This is a genomic window from Algoriphagus antarcticus (genome assembly GCF_002150685.1).
In the GTDB taxonomy this organism is placed as follows: domain Bacteria; phylum Bacteroidota; class Bacteroidia; order Cytophagales; family Cyclobacteriaceae; genus Algoriphagus; species Algoriphagus antarcticus.
Genome location: NZ_MSSW01000013.1, coordinates 94,676 through 116,812, shown reverse-complemented (window position 1 = coordinate 116,812; position 22,137 = coordinate 94,676). Strand labels below are relative to the sequence as shown.

At 39.8% G+C, this 22,137-nt stretch carries 17 protein-coding genes and 1 tRNA gene; 13 read left to right on the top strand and 5 right to left on the bottom strand.

Annotated features, from left to right (window positions below):
• The first annotated feature begins 20 nt into the window (after nt 1-20).
• From BVH04_RS07815 to BVH04_RS07800, 4 genes are all read left to right on the top strand, one after another.
• Nucleotides 21-1,511: a sodium:solute symporter gene (locus BVH04_RS07815; RefSeq protein WP_086540912.1), complete on the top strand. Its 1,491-nt coding sequence runs from the start codon at nt 21-23 to the stop codon at nt 1,509-1,511.
• A 200-nt stretch (nt 1,512-1,711) separates the two neighbouring features.
• Nucleotides 1,712-2,419, top strand: coding sequence for a hypothetical protein (locus tag BVH04_RS07810; protein WP_086540911.1), 708 nt, complete (start codon nt 1,712-1,714; stop codon nt 2,417-2,419).
• Nucleotides 2,420-2,498: 79 nt separating this feature from the next.
• Complete coding sequence (locus BVH04_RS07805) at nt 2,499-2,729, top strand: hypothetical protein (RefSeq protein ID WP_086540910.1); 231 nt, start codon at nt 2,499-2,501, stop codon at nt 2,727-2,729.
• 615 nt (nt 2,730-3,344) lie between these two features.
• Nucleotides 3,345-3,731 (top strand): hypothetical protein, encoded by a 387-nt coding sequence (locus BVH04_RS07800; protein WP_140160543.1) that lies wholly within the window; start codon nt 3,345-3,347, stop codon nt 3,729-3,731.
• Nucleotides 3,732-4,049: 318 nt separating this feature from the next.
• Here BVH04_RS07800 and BVH04_RS07795 read toward each other — a convergent pair.
• From BVH04_RS07795 to BVH04_RS07780, 4 genes are all read right to left on the bottom strand, one after another.
• A tRNA-Pro gene (locus BVH04_RS07795) sits at nt 4,050-4,123 on the bottom strand.
• Between the two features lie 354 nt (nt 4,124-4,477).
• A complete protein-coding gene (locus BVH04_RS07790; protein ID WP_086540908.1) occupies nt 4,478-4,867 on the bottom strand; it encodes a hypothetical protein in 390 nt (129 codons plus the stop codon).
• 77 nt (nt 4,868-4,944) lie between these two features.
• Complete coding sequence (locus tag BVH04_RS07785) at nt 4,945-7,407, bottom strand: TonB-dependent receptor domain-containing protein (RefSeq protein ID WP_086540907.1); 2,463 nt, start codon at nt 7,405-7,407, stop codon at nt 4,945-4,947.
• A gap of 77 nt (nt 7,408-7,484) precedes the next feature.
• Entirely contained in the window at nt 7,485-8,291 is an 807-nt protein-coding gene (locus tag BVH04_RS07780) for an AraC family transcriptional regulator (protein ID WP_086540906.1), read from the bottom strand.
• 422 nt (nt 8,292-8,713) lie between these two features.
• Between BVH04_RS07780 and BVH04_RS07775 the strand changes: the two genes are divergently transcribed.
• The 9 genes from BVH04_RS07775 to BVH04_RS07730 all read left to right on the top strand — a co-directional run bounded on the left by BVH04_RS07775 (nt 8,714) and on the right by BVH04_RS07730 (nt 20,569).
• Nucleotides 8,714-10,267: a Gfo/Idh/MocA family protein gene (locus tag BVH04_RS07775; RefSeq protein WP_240510874.1), complete on the top strand. Its 1,554-nt coding sequence runs from the start codon at nt 8,714-8,716 to the stop codon at nt 10,265-10,267.
• Between the two features lie 91 nt (nt 10,268-10,358).
• Complete coding sequence (locus BVH04_RS07770; RefSeq protein ID WP_086540905.1) at nt 10,359-12,101, top strand: GMC family oxidoreductase; 1,743 nt, start codon at nt 10,359-10,361, stop codon at nt 12,099-12,101.
• 3 nt (nt 12,102-12,104) lie between these two features.
• Nucleotides 12,105-12,812, top strand: coding sequence for a gluconate 2-dehydrogenase subunit 3 family protein (locus BVH04_RS07765; RefSeq protein WP_086540904.1), 708 nt, complete (start codon nt 12,105-12,107; stop codon nt 12,810-12,812).
• Nucleotides 12,813-13,076: 264 nt separating this feature from the next.
• Nucleotides 13,077-14,576 carry a sulfatase gene (locus tag BVH04_RS07760; protein ID WP_086540929.1) on the top strand — a complete coding sequence of 500 codons (1,500 nt, stop codon included), beginning with the start codon at nt 13,077-13,079 and terminating at the stop codon, nt 14,574-14,576.
• Nucleotides 14,577-14,688: 112 nt separating this feature from the next.
• On the top strand, nt 14,689-16,158 hold the full coding sequence (locus BVH04_RS07755; RefSeq protein ID WP_086540903.1) for an alkaline phosphatase D family protein: 1,470 nt from the start codon (nt 14,689-14,691) through the stop codon (nt 16,156-16,158).
• 195 nt (nt 16,159-16,353) lie between these two features.
• Entirely contained in the window at nt 16,354-17,004 is a 651-nt protein-coding gene (locus tag BVH04_RS07750; protein ID WP_086540902.1) for an RNA polymerase sigma factor, read from the top strand.
• Entirely contained in the window at nt 17,005-18,084 is a 1,080-nt protein-coding gene (locus BVH04_RS07745; protein WP_240510873.1) for a FecR family protein, read from the top strand.
• A 152-nt stretch (nt 18,085-18,236) separates the two neighbouring features.
• Complete coding sequence (locus BVH04_RS26065) at nt 18,237-19,895, top strand: SusC/RagA family TonB-linked outer membrane protein (protein ID WP_240510872.1); 1,659 nt, start codon at nt 18,237-18,239, stop codon at nt 19,893-19,895.
• A gap of 266 nt (nt 19,896-20,161) precedes the next feature.
• Nucleotides 20,162-20,569, top strand: coding sequence for a LytR/AlgR family response regulator transcription factor (locus BVH04_RS07730; protein ID WP_086540901.1), 408 nt, complete (start codon nt 20,162-20,164; stop codon nt 20,567-20,569).
• Between the two features lie 444 nt (nt 20,570-21,013).
• Here BVH04_RS07730 and BVH04_RS07725 read toward each other — a convergent pair whose 3' ends face one another.
• Complete coding sequence (locus tag BVH04_RS07725; RefSeq protein WP_086540900.1) at nt 21,014-21,448, bottom strand: DsrE family protein; 435 nt, start codon at nt 21,446-21,448, stop codon at nt 21,014-21,016.
• Nucleotides 21,449-22,137 lie beyond the last annotated feature (689 nt).

Here is a 22,137-nt window from a genome sequence, read left to right as displayed (position 1 = left end):
CCCAAAATATCTAGGCTCAAATGGATTTACCCATCATAGATTTAATCGTTTTTTTAGTTTACATGGCCGCAATAGTGTTGTTCGGTATTTCTTTTTCCTTCCGGAAAAGAACTGCCCTGGAATACACCACGGGTGGTGGCCGACTTCCAAGCTGGGCAATTGGCATGTCTATTTTCGCCACGTTTGTAAGTAGTATCAGTTTTCTGGCGCTTCCGGGAAATGCCTATTTGTCCAATTGGAACGGTTTTGTGTTTAGCCTTTCTATTCCTTTTGCAGCTTGGATTGCGGTGAAATATTTTGTTCCGCTGTACAGAAATCTTAAAAGCGAATCAGCCTATTACTATCTCGAAACTCGGTTCGGATCGTGGGCCAGGATTTATGCATCCATATGTTATCTATTGACTCAATTGGCAAGAATGGGAGCTATCATGTACTTGTTGGCCTTGCCGATGAATGCACTCTTTGGCTGGAGCATACCGATAATTATCATTTGCACTGGCATCAGTGTGATGGTATATGCAATGCTGGGAGGAATAGAAGCGGTGATCTGGACGGATGCCATCCAGGGAATCATCTTGATTGGTGGAGCGGTTCTTTGCCTTTGTGTGATTTTGTTTTCCATGCCCAGTGGGCCGGGAGAAGTGATTACCATTGCTGCCGAATCGGATAAATTCAGTCTGGGAAGTTTCAAATTCAATTTCGTGGAGTCGACTTTCTGGATGATTTTGATCTACGGACTATTTATCAACCTGCAGAATTTCGGAATAGACCAAAGTTATATTCAGCGCTACATTACAGCCAAAACCGAAAAGGAAGCTGTGAAATCCACTTGGTTGGGAAGCTTATTGTATGTGCCGGTTTCCTTGCTGTTTTTCTTTATTGGTACTGCTCTTTTTTCTTATTATCAGGCCTTTCCGGATTTGTTGCCTGCTGAGCTGCAGCTGGCGGAGAATGCAGATAAGGTCTTTCCTTACTTCATTGTTTCCGGTCTTCCTACCGGAGTTACTGGGATTTTGATCGCCTCCATTTTTGCTGCGGGAATGAGTACAATATCGACCAGTATCAATAGTTCTGCGACTGTTTTTTTGTCAGATCATTATAGAAAATACATAAACAAAAATACCACAGAGAAGCAATCCATGCGTGTTTTGTGGATCAGTTCATTTGTGATGGGCTGCCTTAGCATTGTTGTTGCGTTGGCGTTCAACGGAGTCACGAGTGCTTTGGAAGCTTGGTGGGCACTTTCATCGATATTCAGCGGCGGGATTCTTGGCTTGTTCTTGCTGGGATTTGTGGTGAAAAAAGCCACGAACAAAGCCGCAGCAATTGGTGTTTTATGTGGGGTAGTAGTGATTGGATGGATGAGTCTTTCTCCCATTCTTTTGAACGGAACGAGTCTGGAGGGTTTCCAGAACACACTGCACACGAATTTGACTATAGTGATGGGGACTCTCACAATTTTTATTGTTGGTTTTTTGCTAACAGGTTTGATATCGAAGAGTAGGGGATAAAAAGATACAAAGTGAATAAGCCTGTTCTCCACAAATTGAGTAAAATTAGTCTCTGATTTTTTTTCGCTAAAACGATGAACTGCCTTTAAAGGGGTTATAGAGAGGCTTTTTAGTTTGGTTGATTATTTGAAAAAGAATAATAAGTAAGCTCACATTGTTCGGTAAGCTTTGTATATTCTAAAACCCAAAATTTTTGTCCGATGGAAATAAATGCATATCCAACAGCAGCGCCTTCATCCTCAGAATTCATTACAGAAGGCATCATTTGGTTCTCTGTTAGAAATAGAAAGGAGGTAAATAGTGAAATCGGCAGGCTAAAATCTCAAGGCATTAGCAGGTTACGATTAGGGATAGATTGCGCAGAGTTTAATACTAAAAAAGGAATCAAATGGTATGATTGGCTTCTGCCTACTTTGGCTGAAAGTTTTGAACTCGAGCTCTGCTTTGATAATTTCTCTAAGACTCCCAACCGTTCACTTTCCAGAACATATATGTTGCCAGAAATAGTAGAGCATTTCATCCTAAAGCATGGAGAGCATTTCAACTTACTTGAATTATGGAGAAATCCAGCAAATAGAGCAAAACATGAATCTTCTGAAAATATCTTTTCCGAAGATGTGGTATTTGCTGCTACATGGGCAAAGCATTTGGGTAAAAAAGTGAGTCTTGGAAGAATACAGACGACAGATTTTGAGTGGATTGCGACATTGGTTTCTTCTCAGTTTCTTAAAAATATCGAATGCGTAGAAATCGACAAGGAGGGTGAGAATCTGAGAAATACAAGCACTCAGTTCTATGAGCGCACGCTGCGCAGCCTTTTCGAAGCAAAAGGAGTGAAAACAAAGATCCGTCCAAGTTCTAAATCCTCACCTAACCAGCAACTAGGTAACAAAGAAATTGCTTGTTGAGAAATTATAAGTCTTTGATATTCTTTACGTTGATGAAATAAATATATAAACTAAGTTCTAAAATTAAATATGCAGTACTATGAAATATGAAAAGCACAATGTTGTGTATGGTTTAAAGAAAATCACACATTTTTCAGAAGGACTTACTTCCCTAATAGCTGGTACTTACGTCTTGTCGCTTGCTGTTACAAAAAGGAATGTTGCCTTGAGAATAGCACTTGGTGTTGCAGGCGGTTATTTGATCTTAAGGAGTGGTGGCAAATTACACTCTGGTAGCTTTGATGATGATAAGGTTATAGTAAAGGTCTGACCCTGATTAAAAGTATGGACAGGCTTAAGGATCGATTGAAGCGTAACCTGTGACGTAATCTTCACAGGCTATGCTGTGTAGTATCGATTAAATTTAAGTTGATAGTAAGCCGCCTATTAGTTCAACGATGTAATTTCATTCCTATTTAGCCTTGGATCCAATAAGCCGCACATTCTTAAAACTGCAAATCAACTTTTCCCTATCCACCGATTCGTCTTCATTGAGTTGATTCCCTTGAGTATGATTTCCTATACTGAGCTTTTTTTTGATTTGTTAGCATCTACATATTTTGATCCTTAAAATTGATTTGATCCAAGACCTGTCACAAAAGGCAATTCGTTGCGTAAGTAATCAGCCCCTGTGGGGCAATCAATAGTTGGTTTTATTGATTTCAATTTTTACTTTTTCGACATAATATAAACCAATCGAATAGTTTATAAATTTTTTCTGTAGATAAAAATGTATTTTGAAATATCTTTTTTGCTTTTCATTTGATATGAATTAATTATTGATTAAAATTGTAACATCAATTAGATGGAAATTTAAACAAGCCTAAGGAATATAGTTCTCAATTATTTGTTAAATTGCTCCAAACTAGAGCTATAAATGAAAGTTATGAAAAAAGTAAAAATTTTATTGTTCGGTATCATTGGGCTTATGACTCTTTCATGCTCAATCGGTGACGAGAATGCAAAAATCATTTCTATTTATGAAGGTAGTTGGAGCGGGACTTATACTGGAACTAAAGACAACGGTGATTGGGAATTGCAGGTTGATAAAGAAGGAAACATTACCGGAATCACAAAATCTTATGTAAATGAGGGCATTTCAAAAGTTGAAGGCAGTGTGTATAGCAACGGGGATTTGTATGTAAGTAGTGGGACAACATCGGGCGGCTCTGTTTTTATTGGAGAAATGTCTGGAAATATAGTAAAGGGATCTTGGGTAAATGAAGTTGAAGATTTTTCTGGAGAGTGGACTGGCAATAAGTTAAGTAAGTAAGATTGTTGAGAAAAACTAGACTTTAATAAGATATTTCTACGCAATCATCAGGTGTAACTGATTCACAGAACAGAGAGTTAAAAAATAGCATATGGTGTCAGTATCGGTGACTATGGGATAAATCCATGATCTCTCTATATAAGGTCGAATTGGAAAAAATTATATATAAAAAAAGTCAGCATAGGTCAATTTGCTGGCTTAATGTGTTTGGGAGGTAGTCCCGACTATTAAGATAACCTACGACCTCCGTTTATAGATATATTGGAAAACACTAGGATCAAAAAAAACCAACAAAAATTAATTTGTTGGCTGATTAAGTCGGGGTGGCAGGATTCGAACCTACGACCTCCTCGTCCCAAACGAGGCGCGATACCGGGCTACGCTACACCCCGAGGTGCTACTGTTTTTCAATTTTCATTCAGGGTTCGAACCTTTGACCTTCCAGATCTAAATCGGGACGAGATCCCAGCTACACCAAAACCCGAGTAACTGTTTTTCAATTTTTGACCCATGACTTGCTCTTGAATCGGTTGCAAATGTAGCAAAATTTATTTCCGGCAAACACTTTTTCCGAAATGAAATCGAAAAAAAAATAAGGATTATTTCTGTGGTTCATTAGATGTGATTCGAAGCGTCTTGAAAATGAGTTGGATAGCTTTTTTGTACAAGAGATTAACAGAAAGGAATATTTTATAAATCTAGGAAAACCATAAAAGGACATCTCCTTCATATCAAAGAAGCTAGTCCTAATTTTCTATCAACAGCTCCAATGTCAAATAGGAGTTGTCAGGATCAGAGATGTCCAAGTTGAGTTTGTACGTGTAATAGCCTTTAGAAAGCGAAGTTTCGCCTACATAGTCGTAAGGTTGAAATCTTACTTCCTTTCCATCGGCCATTAAGCTCACAAATCCATAACGAAAGGCAGATTCAAATTCTTTGAAGTTTGATTTTTTCCCTGCTTTTAAGTCACCAAATTCAACTGCTCCAGAACCAGAGATAATTAAAATGTCTTTAAAATCCGTACCAGAGCTATTCTCAACACGAATATGCACTGCATTTGGATTTTTGAATTCAGAATCTTCAGAGCATGAAAAGATTAAGAATATAACCAAAAATAGAGAATATAGATTTTTCATAAGACAATTTAGTTTGGCTTTCTATGAATACGACGCTCGACTTTAAATCGCTACTTTATCGCGCTTAATCACCTAGCTTAAAACTCCTTCTCGCCGAATTCACTCTCGATGAACCTTGATTTATTTTTCAGCTGATTGAATGTGTAACTGATATTGAGCTGAATTACATCTACCTCATACACATAATTTGTAGTAGTGTAGAACTCTCCATCGCGCCAGGTTGTGATTCGTTGCTCGTTCGTCGGAAGCAATCCCATATCAATGTTAAGCCACTGAAGTGTGGTGCTCAATCTTCCGTCTAGGAAGGTCTTTTTGATATTCAAATTGGGTGAAAGAAAACGTGAATCTTCACCTTGGGCAGTATTAGTAGGGGAAAGGTAATTTACTGCAAACTGAGCTTCCCAATTCTTCCCGAAGTCAAAGCTTGTATTTGCATTAATCGAGTAAATCCAGCTTGAGGTTTTGATCGGTTGCTTGTCAAATTCTCCCTTGATGGAATAATTATACACATTTGCGCCAGCGAATACCTGCCACCAATTGGTAGGATTTAATTCTAATCCTGCTTCCAAACCAATCGATTTGCCTGTGCCTACATTTGAATAAATCCTGTTCAAGATGGTGTCATTGAAGATGGTATTGACTCTGTTTACCAGATTTTGAACATTCCTGAAATAAGTGGTAGCAGTAAATGAATTGTCGCCAAAGTTTTTGACAAGTCCAACTTCCACCAAATCAACAAATTCAGGTAAAAGCGTAGGATCACCTTGCTCCAGTGTTTCGGAATGCTCTCTCTCTGGAAATGGATTCATTTTGAAAGTAGTCGTTCGTTCTACTCTTTTGGAGTAAGAAGTCTTGAGCTTCAAATCCTCGCTTATAGCATATTGCAAACTTGCCGAAGGGTACAACTTCACAAAATCATAAAAGTACGTCGTATCCACAGTACCAGCTTTATCAGTCAAGTCAAGCGTTCTATCCATGATCTCTATTCTTGCGCCAGCGGAATAGCTCCATTTGTCTTTTGTGCCTGATAGTTGACCGTAAGCAGAATGCAATATTCTATTCAGATCAACTGCACTGGAAAACTCTGGAATCAACTCAAATTCACCTGTTTCATTGTTTTTTCGCTCATAGACGAAATCGCCCGTGTGATTGAGAAACCTGTATTGATAGCCGAACTCCAAGGTGCCAAATGGTTTTGGAGCAGCTTTGTAATCTACTTGTAGTCTTGTGCCATGAAGTGGGTTGTCGTTGGTGTTATACTCATCCTGATAGATGATACTAGTATCGGGATAGCCCAAGTTACGGTTTGTCGTAGGCCCACCGAGCATGGTGTATTCATATAGAAAAGAGCCTGAGAGTTGGGATTTATTTTGGAAAGTATGTTTGTAATCCAGACTCCCCAATACAAAATCGCCACGTCGAATTCTAAGATTCTCATTGTAATACTGCATGCTGTAAAGTCGCTCTCCATTCACTTCAGCATGATTGTCAGAATAAAGGATATTGGCAGTTCTGTCAGCAGTCTTTTTGCCAGCATAGAATCCGAGGCTGAAGTCATTGGATTCATCGGGCGTAAAGCCAAGCGTGAATCTGCCTGAGTAGGTTTTTTCATCAGTGCTTCTTTCCCCATCCGAAGGAAAATAAGTGGTGGTATCTCCGCTAATGGTATAGACATTTCCTTCTCTTCGTCCATTGATGTCATTTCTTAGGTAGCTCCCGCCTACAGATAGATCCCACTTTCCTTTTTTATGGTTGATGGTGAAGTCCGCTCCGTAACGTTGAGGCTTATCTTTATTGTCATAAGGCTCAATGCTCGGCATTCCCAATTTAGCATTGACTTGCACAAAAGTGCCGTCAGTAACGCCTGTTTTTGTGATGATATTGATGATTCCTGCCTTTCCTTCTGGATCATATTTAGCAGATGGAGAAGTGACCAATTCTATTTTTTCCACCGCATTTGCCGGAAGTTGAGCTAGCAGCGCTTCAGGACTTGACTGTGTGGGTTTGCCATTCACCATGACTACAAAGCCGGTCGTTCCTCTTACAGATATTTCGCCTTGAGCATTTATGCTTACAGATGGAAGATTCCTTAACACATCTGTAGCTGTGCCGCCTTGGCTAGTCAGGAAATTCTCAGAATTGTATACTTGACGATCCACTTGATTCATCGTCGTGAATTTCCTTCCGGAAACTTCTACTTCATTAAGCAACTGCTGATCAGGGCTTAAAAAAATTGTACCCAGATCCTGCATCTGATTTCTCGAAATAGTAATCTCAGGAATCACTCTGGTCTCGTATCCTAAAAATTGAGCTAAAAGATAGTAATCTCCTGATTTTAAGTTTTCTATAACGAATGTCCCATCTTGACTTGTTACCATGCCAGCAACTAACGTACTATCCTTGAGCTGGTAAACGGATACACTCGCATATTCCAAAGGATTATTTTCGGACTGATCAATTAACTTTCCTTTGATTCCAGTTTGGGAAAAAGAAGCTCCGCTAAAAAATGTAAACAAAAGCAGTAATAATGTTCTAGTCATCTTTGGTTTATTATTTAACACAAAGAACAATCGCTGCTATAATATTTCACGGTAGATAAATACGGATAATGGTATAATTAGACTTTTATTTTGGATCTATACTCTAAAGGTGTAAGGTTAGTCTGCTGTTTGAAGAACTTCACGAAATTTGATGAATCGGTGAAATTTAGCGCATAGGCAATTTCTGTAACCTGACTATTGGTGTGTGTAAGTAAGTTTTTAGCCTCAATTAAAAGTCGTTCTTTGATGACTTCCCGGGCATTAGTATGGAGAGTGCCTTTACAAATGCTGTTCAGCTTTCGTACCGATGTTTTCATGATATCAGCATAGCCTTGGACATTTTTGATGTCAGCAAAATGCTCATTTACTAACCTTTTAAATAGAGCTAATTGATCTATTAATGTGGAATCGATTTTACGAGCTGATGCGGAAAGCGTTAGCGTCGTTAGGATCAAAAGATTAAGGTGAGCTGCCAGCACTTCCGGCGAAGTTCCTATTTTATATTCTCGATGAAAAGTTTCCAAAATCTGAAATATCTGCGAGTCAGAATCTCCGATTTCAAAGGTTTTGGTCAATTGGAAAAGGCTGTTGAAAGAATTTGGATATTGAGAAAGCATCTCTTCTTTGAAAAGAATTACATAGCCGTCGGGAATCATGCTAAAGTCCCAGCAATGCACTTCGCTAAGACCGAGGTAGTAGCCTGTATTCGGCACTACATCATATTTTTCATCGCCAATCGTATGCGACCCGGCACCTCTAGATAGAAAGATCAATTCATGATAGCCTGCATGTCTATGAGGAACAGTCGGTTTGATGACTGGTTTCATTCGTGAGACTTTCAATAGAATTTCACTTTCAAGCTTTGATTTTAGTTCAATTGACATGTCGCTTAGGTATTCCAGATCTGTTTGTATGCAAAAATTGTAAAAAAGACAAACAAGTGGACTGCCTTTTAAATAAAAGACTTTCAAAAATGGATAACTCAAACCCTTAATCTAGTTTTTTGCGAAAAAGATAATACTTACTGAAAAAAAATATTGATGTAGAGAAAGGTAAACCAAAAAGTTATTTCTTGTTTACGCGGTATTTAGTGGTGTAGCATGGTCAAAAAACTGTGTTGATCGGAAAACTTGACCTGTTCAATCATGAGCTAAGGGCTTATGGATTGAGTGTGAACAGCAATACTAGTCGGTTTGTGAAGGAATAATTTTGTTAATTTATGATCGGGGGAAGTGCATTAGAAGAACGCTAGGAATCGACTTCTCTTTTTTAAAATTGAATCATCTCAAAAAGTAAATTCTATCTTATGAGTTTTCAAAACAAAAATTCCAGTAAAGCCTACGATGTTATTATTGAAGGTTCTGGAGATGGAGGTGGAATGGCCTCCAAAATTCTTTCAGAAGCAGGTCTCTCCGAAGCTATAGTAGAAGAAGGATGCGATTTTGATGCAGCAATTGGACACCGGGATATCGATGGGGAAACCTACACTGGGAAAAATGGAACGGAGTTAGATTGGTTCCTTTCTAGGAGAAAGTTTCTGGCGACTACTGCGACCTTAATTGCTTCTCCCTTATTGTTGCATATTCCTGTGTTCGCAGGTAATTCAGATAAAAAACTCAGACATGTTTGTGTCGGAGTGGGAGGAATGGGCGGGCATGATCTGCAGCGTTTTATTGCACATCCCGACGTCGAAATAGTTGCCATTTGCGATGTGGATGATGATAGGTTGCAAAAAGCAGCCGAATTGGTACCCAATGCCCGCAAATACAGGGATTGGAGGACTTTGCTGAAAGAAGAATCCGAAAATTTTGATTCTATAAATGTCAGTGTTCCAGATCACAATCATTTCGCAGTGGCTATCAGCGCAATCAAAATGGGTAAGCATGTCTATTGCCAAAAGCCTATGTGCCATGACGTGTCCGAAATCAGGAAATTGACCAATGCAGCAATAAAAGCTGGAATCGTAAGCCAATTGGGAACTCAACATGCTTCTGGAAAAGGTGATCGTACAGCTGTCCAATGGATCAAAGAGGGTCATATTGGGAAAATAAAAAATGTTTACCTCTGTTCAAATAGACCTGGTGCAACGGAAGCCTATAGGTTTCCAGGACCTCGTCCAGTAGGTGGGCAAGATCCACCTGCCGGATTAGATTGGAATCTATGGACAGGTACAGCACCACTTCGGCCTTATAATCCGACCATTTATCATCCTTCCAAATGGCGAGCTTGGCAAGACTTCGGTACAGGATGGTCTGGAGACATTGGATGCCATATTTTTGATGCAGTCTGGAAAGGAATGGGGCTCCAGGCTCCGATTTCTGTTCATGCCAGAGTACAGGAATCTTGGGAAAATTCTCCTGAAAGAAGAGCTGATACCTGGCCACAGAGTAATCATCTGACCTGGGTATTTCCAGGCAATGAAATGACCGAGTCGGAAGAACTTACAGTAGAATGGTTTGATGGGGAATTCTATCCTCCTGAGGAAGTCAGGGCTTTATTTTCAGTGGAAAATTACCCTGCCGAATCAGCTATGCTGGTGGGGACCGAAGGAGCTTTATTGATTCCACATACAAAATTGCCTGTTCTCTTGCCTGAAAGTAAATTTCAGCAAGTGCAATATCCGGAAATGGAGGAGCGAGATCATTACCATCACTTTGTGGATGCATGTCTAGGCAAAACAAAAACAGAAAGTCACTTTGCACAAGCTGGACCCATGACAGAGGCTATTATTTTGGGTACTGTTGCCATCAGGGAGCCTCAAAAAGTCCTTAAGTGGGACGCAAAAAAGATGAAAATTCCCAATCACCCAGAAGCAGAGAAATACCTGAGCCGCAAATACAGAAAAGGCTGGGAAGTTTAAGGAACATAAAACAGTCTGTTTCTAATTGCAGTTAGTATTCCGTTAGTATTTCTCCCTTAAGAATTATTAAAACCATATAAAATTAAAAAGCATGAGTTTTCAAATAAAACCAAGTATTGACTCCTACGACGTCATTATTGTTGGTTCTGGAGCGGGAGGTGGAATGGCCTCCAAAATTCTTTCCGAAGCAGGACTGTCTGTAGCTGTTGTAGAAGCAGGCGGCGATTTTGATCCTGCAAAAGAGGAAGATCGAACCCAACTTAGACCACCATGGGAATCTCCGAGGAGAGGTGCTGGCACGCGTATTCGCCCGTTTGGTGATTTTGATGCAGCCATTGGTGGCTGGGACATCGAAGGAGAACCATATACTAGAAAAAATGGGACGGAGTTCGACTGGTTCCGCTCTAGAATGGTCGGAGGAAGAACCAACCACTGGGGACGTATTTCTCTCAGATTTGGACCTAATGATTTCAAACGAGCAAGTATTGACGGTCTGGGTCATAACTGGCCAATCGGATACGACGATTTGAAGCCCTATTACGATAAGGTAGATAAGCTGATCGGGGTGTTTGGTACCAAGGAAGGAATTTATAATGAGCCAGATGGATATTTTCTCCCTCCTCCTAAGCCACGATTGCATGAGCTTTACATGAAGAAAGGTGCTGATAAAGTTGGTATTCCGATGATTCCCTCACGTTTATCTATGCTTACCCGTCCGATTAACAAGGAACGAGGAGTTTGCTTTTTCTGTCACCAGTGTAATAGAGCTTGTCAGGTTTATGCAGATTTCTCTGCGGGTACTTGTTTGGTTCATCCTGCGATGAAAAAAGGTAAAGTGGATCTTTACACGCATTCCATGGTGCGTAAAGTGACCACCGATGAGAGCGGTAAAGCTACAGGTGTTTCTTTTGTGAGCAAAGCCGACATGAAAGAATACAAGCTGAAATCAAGAGTGGTTGTTTTAGGTGCATCGGCTTGCGAGTCTGCCAGAATCATGATGAATTCTAAGTCAAAATCACATCCTGACGGTATAGGGAATAGCTCAGGCATGGTAGGTAAATACTTGCATGATTCTACGGGAACTGATCGTATGGCAATTGTGCCAAGCATGATGGATCGAGAGCGATACAACGAAGATGGTGTAGGTGGCTTGCACATGTATACTCCTTGGTGGGGAGACAATAAGAAACTGGATTTTGCCAGAGGATATCATATCGAATACTGGGGTGGCATGAGCCAACCTGCCTATGGCTCCGGCGGAAGCATGAATTCCATGCGCCAGTACATCAAGGATGAGTTTGGCGAACCAAGCCAGAACGGTGGGTATGGTTTAGGCCTTAAAAAGGACATACGTAGACTCTACGGGTCTACTATGGGGATGTCAGGTCGGGGAGAAAGTGTGCCGATGATTGACAACTACTGTGAGATTGACCCAAATACGGTAGATAAATACGGGATTCCAGTTTTGAGATTCAATTACAACTGGACGGATCAGGAGGTCAAGCAGGCAAAACATATGCATGATACTTTTGAAGAAATCTTGACTGAATCAGGCGGAATTCTGCTAGGATCTAAGCCAGGCCCTGAGACCAAATATGGCCTTTTAGCTCCAGGAAGAATCATCCACGAAGTAGGAACGACTAGAATGGGAGACGACCCTGCTACTTCAGTATTGAATTCAAACTGCCAGGCGCATGATTGTGACAACCTATTTGTAGTGGATGCAGGACCTTTTGTGTCTCAAGCGGATAAAAACCCAACTTGGACCATTTTGGCTTTGGCTTGGAGAACTTCCGATTACATTGTTTCCGAATTGAATAAGAAAAATATCTAGACCATGAACAGAAGAGAAAATCTCAAATTACTCTTTACCGGATCTCTCGGTACAGGTTTATTCTTGACAGGCTGTTCTCCCGAGCAGCAGGCTTTACCTGAAAATGCCTTATTGGCTGGAGGGACAATCGGTGGAAGAACAGCAGAAGAAAAGCAGCGCGATCAAGAGTTGCTTTCGGAGACGTTTTTCACCGATGACGAGCGCAAAAAACTTAGCACTATGGTAGATATCATCATGCCAAAAGACGATGAATCACCTGCGGCTACTGAAGTAGGAGTGGTAGATTTCATGGAGTTTATGATGAAAGATCAGCCTGGTTATCAAACACCTATGCGTGGTGGATTGATGTGGTTGGATTTTGAAGCAGATGAAAAATTCAGCAAATCATTCAATGAGCTCAGTGAGTCGGAATTGATCACGATTGTAGAAGAAGTAGCTTGGCCAGACAAGGCAACACCGGAATACGAAGGTGCTGTACGCTGGTTTAATATGCTTCGTAATCTCACTTGCTCTGGCTATTTCTCTACCGAAGCAGGTTGGAAATACATTGGCTATGTAGGAAATACTCCAAATGCATGGGACGGCGTGCCCCAACAAGTGATGGACAAGCATGGATTCAAATTGGAAGAAAAATACCTTGCGCAATACCTCAAGATGGAGGATCGTGGTACTGTCATCCAGTGGGATGACGATGCTAACATAATAGGGTGATTTAATTAAGCCTAATAAATACTAAAAGCCAATGGATGTGAATTCATTGGCTTTTTTTATACTTGATCTTTTTCAAGCACGGAGGCCACAAAGGGTTTCGCAGAGAGCACAATTATTATAGCATATGGTAATTTGGCTACTGGTAAACTAGTGGATTAAGATCATGTTTTTACAGAGAAATTTGTAATTTATAAAGTGATTACAAATAAGGTAAGCTCTTGAGTTTACTTAAAACCTACTCCATTAATTCGAGATATGAAAAGCATGAAATTTTATTTGAAGCTGGTAGTGGCAGGAGTTGTGATTTGTTCCAATGTAGCTTTTTCCCAAACCAACAATTCAACTAACTCTCCTAATATTGTTTTTATCGCAAGCGATGATTTAAATGATTGGATTGGGGTATTGAATGGTCATCCTCAGGTGAAGACTCCAAATATAGACCGCTTAGCAAATAGAGGGACATTATTTACTAATGCACATGCTCAAGCGCCACTTTGTAACCCTTCTCGAGTAAGTATTCTTACAGGGTTAAGGCCTACGACGACGGGGATATATGGTTTGGCTCCTAGGCATAGGGATGTCGAAAGGACGAAGGATGTGGTCACGTTGCCTCAATACTTTGCCAAGAATGGATATAAAACCTTTTCCACCGGAAAAATTTTTCATGGTGGGATCACCCCTTTAGAGAGAGCAACTGAATTTCAAAATTGGGGTCCTGATGGCGGTCATAACCCTAGGCCATCGACAAAAATCATTCAGGCTCCATTGGATATGGTGAATAATCCATTGATTGACTGGGGAGTCTATCCAGTGGAGCATGATTCTATTATGGATGACTACAAGGTCGCATCTTGGGCCGTAGCGCAATTAAATGAAATTGGCAAAGAGGAAAGGGCCAATCCTTTTTTCCTAGCAGTTGGATTTAATAAGCCTCATGTTCCATTCTACACCACACAAAAATGGTTTGATCTATATCCAACCGATGAGGTTATTTTACCACTTGCGCCCTTCGGAGATAGAGCTGATGTGCCAGATTTTGCTTGGAATTTACATTGGTATCTTCCAGAGCCTAGGCTCTCTTGGCTTATTGCAAATCAAGAATGGGATAATAAAGTGAGAGCCTATCTAGCTACAATTAGTTTCATGGATGCACAAGTTGGAAGGGTTCTCGATGCATTGGACGCAAATGGCTTGACAGATAATACTATCGTAGTGTTTTGGTCTGATCATGGATATCATTTAGGGGAAAAGGATATTACAGGTAAAAACACCCTTTGGGAAGAATCTACGCACGTTCCATTAATTTTTGCGGGACCGGGCATATCTCAGGGGACTCAGTCATCACGACCTGCAGAACTTCTGGACATTTACCCGACTTTACTTGATTTGACAAGTCTCTCCAAGAATGAAGCTGTAGAAGGGATAAGTTTGATGCCTCAGTTAGAAGATGCAGAAGCTCCCAGAGCCAGGCCAGCTATTACTTCTCATAACCCCGGAAATAATTCTATCCGAAGTGAAAGGTGGAGATACATAAAGTATGCGGATGGCTCCGAAGAATTGTATGATCATTACAGAGATGCTGAAGAGTGGTCTAACTTAGCCAACCTTGTTGAATACAGTGATGTAAAAGCAGAACTAGCAAACTGGCTACCCACTGAAAGTGCTCCTCATGCAGAAGGTAGCAAACACAGGATTTTGTACCAAAAGGATGGCGTTTGGTTCTGGGAAGATGAGCCTATTGTTTTCGATAAGCTTATTAAATAAAATATCAGTAATTGGTGTTTTTGCCCTTCTTTAGTAAGGATGAAAAATGCCTTGAATAGAAATTGCATTCATAAAAACACGATACGATATACAACGAAAAATAGAGGAACCTATGAAGCAAAAAAGCAGGAGGAGTTTTTTTAAAAAGGCAAGTATAAGCTTGGCCTCCTTTTCTCTATCAAGTTTGTTGCCTCCTGTTTTAGCAACTGGCCTTAATCAAAGAGTTTTCAAAATTGAACCCGAAGTTTACTTTACCACGGGATTCAAAACGGCAGAAGTAAGCAGTAATTCGGCTTTACTTTGGACACGAATTTGTTCTCAGCCCAAACCCAATCCAATAATCCATAAAAGAGAAGAAAAGGTTTTCAGGCATCCCATAGAGTTTGATGAAAACATGCCAGTGGAACAAATGGATGGTGCCGTAAAAGGCATAGGAGGGTTGGTACGAGCTACTTTGTTAAATGCGGGAAAGAATATAAAGTCGGAATGGTATCCGGCTTTGGAAGAGAATGATTTTACCGTTGAGATACCTTTTGATGAGCTAAAACCCGAAACTGCATATCAAATTATATGGGAGGCTAAATTAATTAACTCAGAAAATATCTTTGAAACCAGAGGCTTTTTCCAAACGGCTCCTGATTCGAATTCTCGGAAACCTATACAGCTTGTGACCTCCACCTGTCAATATTTCTGGAGCTATGACAATGATACGCGGGGGTTTGATTCGTATGATAGTATGAGTAGGCTCAACCCCGATTTCTTTGTCCATACCGGTGACTATATCTATTACGACAAGCCAGGTCCTTTGGCCAAAACAATAGCGAAAGCCAGACATAAATGGCATGCGATGGATTCTTGGTCATCCCTAAAAGATTTTTTTAAAAACACTCCTATCTACATGGAGAAAGATGACCATGACCTTTTGAAAGATGATGTCTATCCTACTTCAGATGCTTATGGAGAACTTACCTTTAATGACGGTTTAAAGATTTGGAATGAGAATGCCCCGATCAGGAATAAGCCATACCGTACTTTCCGTTGGGGAAAGGATTTACAGATGTGGCTGGTAGAAGGAAGGGAATACCGTTCTGCTAATAAGTTGGAGGATAGTCCTCAAAAGACTATTTGGGGATCGGCTCAGAAAGAGTGGTTTCAAGAAACTGTAAAGGCCTCTGATGCCACTTTCAAGATACTATTCTCTCCAACACCAGTGGTGGGCCCTGACAGAGATGCAAAGATTGATAACCATGCTAATAAATCATTCCAAAACGAAGGGGATTGGTTGAGGGATTATTTGTCAGCTCAAAAGGATATGTATGTTGTGAATGGAGATAGACATTGGCAATACGTGTCGGTCGATGGAAAAACAGGGCTAATGGAATTTGGTTCAGGACCGGTAAGTGATGCCCATGCACAGGGTTGGGACCAGGAAGATTTAAGGACGGAACACCGTTTCCTTAGGGTCAATGGAGGTTTTATGGGAATAAATGTTTTTAGGGAAGGCGACAAACCTGTCATTATATTCACCCATTATGACACGAATGGCAATAGTGTCCACGAGGAGAGATTCCCCGAAAGCTGATAAATTAAATTGCTTAGAATGTTTGAAGCTTGATTTTTTCCAATAGTACACTTAACTGAATTCATATTTTTTAGAGAATTTTTAGGTCAATATCCCATAATATGGAGGCAAAAAAAATATTTTAGAATTTTATGGGGTCATATTAATTTATTACCTCCACTTTATTGTAGATGACTGAGTAAACCCAGAATTCAAATGAACCACAACCCGAAATTGCCAAATACTGAATATTCAACTATTTATCTTTTAGGGCATTCAGAATCCATCAAAGTTTATGATAGTAAACCCGATTTGGATATTTGGAATGCTTTTAACAAAGGGGATGAAATTGCTTTCAATTATATCTACAAAATGTATGTGACGGTATTGTTTAAATACGGTTGCCAAGTTAGTAGGGACCATAATCATATTCAGGATTGTATACAGAATATTTTTATAGACCTAAGAAGAAAAAGAGGCCAACTTAACGAAGTTCAAAGCATCAAGGCATATCTATTTAAGATCCTTTATCGAGAACTGATCAGAAAATCAAATAAATCCAAAGAGGCGGTTCATCAGTATCCTGAAAAAATTCCTAATAATTTTTCAATTGAATTTTCCCAGGAAACGAAACTCATTCAGCAGGAAAACTCGCAGGAGAAAATCGAAAGAATACAAGGCGCAATAAATAAGCTTACCTGCCGACAGCGGCAGGCGATTTTATTGTTTTATGAAGAGGGGATGACCTATAAAGAAATTTCCGTAGCCATGGATTTTAGTGAGGTGAAATCCGCCAGAAAGGTAATCTATAGGGCATTGGCCACGATGAAAACGTTGCTTCAAACCAAATCAGAAAATGAAGTTTAAATGGATTTACTTTCCATCTACAATATGAAATACAAAGATTACGATATAGATCATTTTATTACGGATGAGTTTTTCATTCAGTGGATAAAAAACCCAAATGAAAATAACAGTCATTTTTGGGAAAAATGGATGGAACAGCATCCTGAAAAGAGACCTTTGGTAAGTAAAGCTGCAAATTTAATCCGGTCAGTGAAATATGCAGATAATACTGAATTTACCGACAGGATGTATGTGGAGACCTTTGAGGAGATTCTGAAGGCGGATAATCATTTTCGTCAGTTGAACCCTATCAGTCCTACAAAAATTTCAACTACCCATACCAAGAAAGTCAATTCCTTTTTTCCTCTAAGGGGTATTGCAGCCTCTTTATTGGTTTTATTTTGCCTATGGGCTCAATATGAGGCAATTAATTTCAAGACTGATCCGGAACCAATAGCGGAGATTGTTTTAGTGAAAAGATCCAACCCTGCCGGTAAAAAATCCATTATTGATCTTCCGGACGGGTCTAGAATACACCTGAATGCAAACAGTGAAATTGAATTTCCCCGGGAATTCTCCAATGATATTAGATTGGTTAGTTTAACTGGAGAAGCATTTTTTGAAATCGAAAAGGAAAGCAGGCCCTTTATAGTCCAATCCGGGGAAACCAAAATAAAGGTTTTGGGCACATCTTTCAATGTCAACAAGAAAGAAAACGGATCATTATACGTGGCTTTGGTCACCGGAAAAGTAAGTGTAGACACCCAAAACGGCAGCCGGATGACTTTGGAACCAAATGAAATGTTGGTTTTGGAAGATGGCGGAGCTTATCGAAAAACGGGTTTTGATGCCAAGGAGGTTATTGGATGGAAGGACAAATACCTGGTATTCAAGACTTCCAGTTTACCAGAAGTCAGGCGGAAACTCGAACAATGGTATGGAGTCAAGATTGAATTGAAAGGTGATTTTGATACAAAATGGACTTATTCAGGAACATATAAAGATGAGATGTTGGAGAATGTGCTGCGGGGGATCTGCATGACATCCGGTATGAATTATAAAATCGATAAAAAACAAATAACCCTAACCAACCCAAAATAATATGAAAAACTTTGATATCAATACTAGCTAGCAAAGAAGGCAGGAACTGTTCTTGGCGGAACAGGTTCCTGCCCGTTTGAATGCCTCTATCAAATTGGAATCCGAGGGGAGGCATTAGTCCAAGTATTTCAACACTTAAACCACTTAAACTTATGGAAAATAATTTACGAAGACAACTGATCATGCTGTCAAAACGACTAATATTTGCCTTTCTGGTACAGCTTTTTCTATGTACCGTCATATTGGCCAACACAGGCAATGCCCAGCTCAAAAACATTGAGGAGGTGAAAATTTCTATGAATTTACAGGAAAAATCGCTGGCCCAGTTTTTTAAGCAAGTGGAATCCAAAACGGATTTCAAATTCACTTATACAGATAATCTTATTGATTTGAAACAGCCTGTATCGGTGGAGGAAAATAACACCTCATTATATGATGTTTTGGCAATGGTTTCTATGCAGACTAATTTGAGATTTGTGCAGGTAAATGAGAATATTCATGTGAAACTGTTAACTGGAAATAAGCGAAATACTGTTGAGGTTATGGAATTGCAGGAAGTTACCGTCTCTGGAAAAGTAATTGATGAAAATGGAGATTCGTTGCCGGGAGCAACCATTACTGTTTTTGGCACTGCAACAGGGACGATCACAGATATTGAAGGCAATTATTCGATCACTGTGCCGGACGGTTCGGTTTTGATTTTTTCATTCATCGGGTATGAGCCGATTCGTGTTCCTGTGGATAATCGGTCACAGATAAATATTACTTTGAAAACGGATATGTCTTCTTTGGAGGAAGTAGTGGTTGTGGGTTATGGCGAACAGAGAAAGGTCACATTTACGGGGTCAGTGGCTTCCGTAAGTGGAGAAGCTATCAGACAAACCCCTGTGACAAATTTCAGCAATAGCCTTGTAGGTAGATTGCCTGGTTTGAGCTCCGTGACCCGAAGCGGAGAACCCGGGAATGATAATTCGATCATTAGGATTAGAGGTACGAACACCCTTGGAAACAACGGTGCCTTGGTAGTGGTTGATGGAATTCCAGGTAGGGACTTAAATAGGATTGATCCAAACAGTATTGAAACCATTACCGTGCTTAAAGATGCATCTGCTGCAATTTACGGAGCTCAGGCGGCAAATGGTGTTATTCTTATAACTACAAAAAGAGGTAGTTCTGGCAAAACCAAAATTGAGATTAACATGAATCAAGGCTTTAATAGGCCCACTCGGATACCGAAAATGGCAAATTCTGAGCAGTATTTAACAATGTTAAATGAAATTGAGATGTATCAAGGACGACCCCAAAGGTTTTCTGATGAGGAAATAATGAATTACAGAGAAGGGAGTGACCCATGGAGATATCCTGATACAGATTGGTTTAATGAAGTTTTGAAACCTTGGTCTTCGCAAACTTATAATACCTTGACAGTTTCAGGAGGAAATGAAAACTTTAATCATTTTTTGATGCTGGGAGCCAAAAGTCAGGATGGATATTATGAAAACAGTGCAACCAAGTATGGTCAATATGATTTTAGGAGCAACCTTGATGGAAAGATCAACGAAAATGTTAGAATTGGATTTGATCTTGCCGGCAGACAGGAAAACCGGAATTTTCCAACAAGATCCGCAGGCAATATATTCAGAGCGATCATGCGTGGAAAACCCCATATCCATGCTCATGTAGCCAGACATATTCATCAAATCCTCCGGATAAGGGGGCACTGGATAACCAAAATGCTTCTCCAACTTCATTTCTCGGTACTTCATCAATTCAAGCAAATCAGCTGCGGACGTTTCAGGATTATTGAATAGTTCATCATGCTCCATCTGAAACCATTCGAATAAAGAAATCAACCCATTTCTTAGCGAAGGAAGAGGTATTGTACTATGAAGGTCTTTTGGGAAAAACTCCCAATCAAAGTCTAGCCCCTTTTCTGAGTTTGCTCGGCAAAACTCTGCAAAAGCAATATTGCTTCGGGCAAACAGTATGAATTCAGAATCGTCATCCATGTGATCTTCACAACTGCCTATCGAGATATGCGATTGAAGGCTTTGATCTGGAGGCAACAGATTATTTATTGAAACCTATTCCTTTTGACCGTTTTCTAAAATCCGTTGCCAAGGTTAAGGAACCCATCGGAAAAAACAGGAGCGCTTCCACTTCCGAAAAACCTGAATTCCTATTTGTACGTCAGGATCGGAAAATGGAGAAGATTGACTTTTCGGACATTTTATATGTAGAAAGCTATGCGGATTACATCAAGATCCACTTAAAAGATCGAGTGCTGGTTGTTCGGGAAAGCATCTCAAGTTTCGAAAACAAACTACACGAAAGTCAATTTATTCGCTTCCATTGTTCATTTATCGGGAACATCCTTGCCATCGACTCTTACACTCATGAATTTTTAGAAATCGGCGGAAAAACGCTGACCATCAGCAGATCCTATAAGGTAGAGGTGTTGAAGAGATTGCAGCAGTTTGAGTAACTATAAATCTTAAAAATTCTGAATATTTTCCTCATCGCTACCTATAAATTATTTTTTTGAATTTAGTTTTTCTTGTAATCCACTTATTATTATGTCAAAAGCAGGACAAGAATTGGCAGAACGATTTTTCCATCATAGCAGCAATTTCTCTTTGTATAAAAAAACACCTACTTACACCATCCACATAATTATCCAATAATGACGGTCGATCCGTACCGACTGTAAACAAACCTCCTACCTCATAATATTGCAAAAGTGTCCCTTTCTTTACTGGTTATATGAAAGCAACAAGATCATTGGAACTAGAAAATTTCATAGCGGCTATTACCTTTTTAGCAAATAGAGTAAAAATACTGAGCCTCATTTACAAGGCTTCAAAAATCGGAGAATCTCAATAAATCAGCTCTGCCAATGCTTGATTCAATACACCAACATCCGATCACTCTAAATAGCTAATTGGAGCAAGACGGTTGGCATGGCAAACTCAGCCAACTTGTCTTTTAAATCTGCTTCTGCAAGGCCACGGGATTTGCTGGACATGCCTGATAGGTAAAATTTTGAACCTCCCTTGACTATCGCATCATAGTGAGCGCGAAGATTGCCGGTACCAAGACCAGCCAAGTTATCCAATACATCATTTCGGAGTAGTTGTATTGCATCACCGGCTAAGAACAAGGTTACATTATGCCCCTCTTCGACAGCAGTTTTGGCGATTAGGAAACCCAAAGCTGCCTTGGTAGGATTTTCAGGACCGGTGGTAATGTGAACCAGAATGTTAAATTTTCCTTCTTGAGTGGTTTCTGTTTGCGCCACTGCGCTGTACCCAACCGCAAAAATTGACAAGAGCAGGATTAGATTTTGTGAGATGATTCTATTCATAAAAATGGTCCGGTTAGTGAGATGGGTTTTATATGTGCTTGGTACACAACTAATTAAAAGTAAATCAAGATCTTTAAAAATGTTTGTATCAAAAGATACACCTTCAAAAATAAATAGTTGGAGCAGTTGTTAAATCAGATTTTGAACCTGCCGTGGGTAAACCGAAAAGCAAGCTTTTAGGCTTGAAACTCGATGGAACCGCGGGATAGTTTGATGAGGTTACTGACCACAGCAGAAATTGAGTTTTTTGTTGAGTGATTTATGTGGAAGGTAAAAAACTACGGGCAAAGAGCTTTCCCATGATGTGCGTGAAGTATTAAAAATCGAGAATGGAAAAATAATCTGGAAACTCAGCTATTACAACGAATTGGATACAAGAATCCAAACGGGGCAGTACACGGGGGATTGATCCTAAAATTACGATTCTAAGAAAGCCGAAATTGTCGGCTTTTTAAATTTCTCAATTAATTGAAAAATTATCTATAAGCAAAAAGATGTTTACCGAGAATATTGCTACAAGGATGTTTTGAAAGTGTTCATATAGCTTTTATTGAATTCATAAAATTTCATCTCGCTAAAAAAAACTGTAATATCCTGATTACCTTTAAGTATTTTCAAATTTTGCCCTTCGAACTGAATTGAAGAAAGAGTAAAGGAAGGTGGGGTAGTATTTTATAATATTAGACACT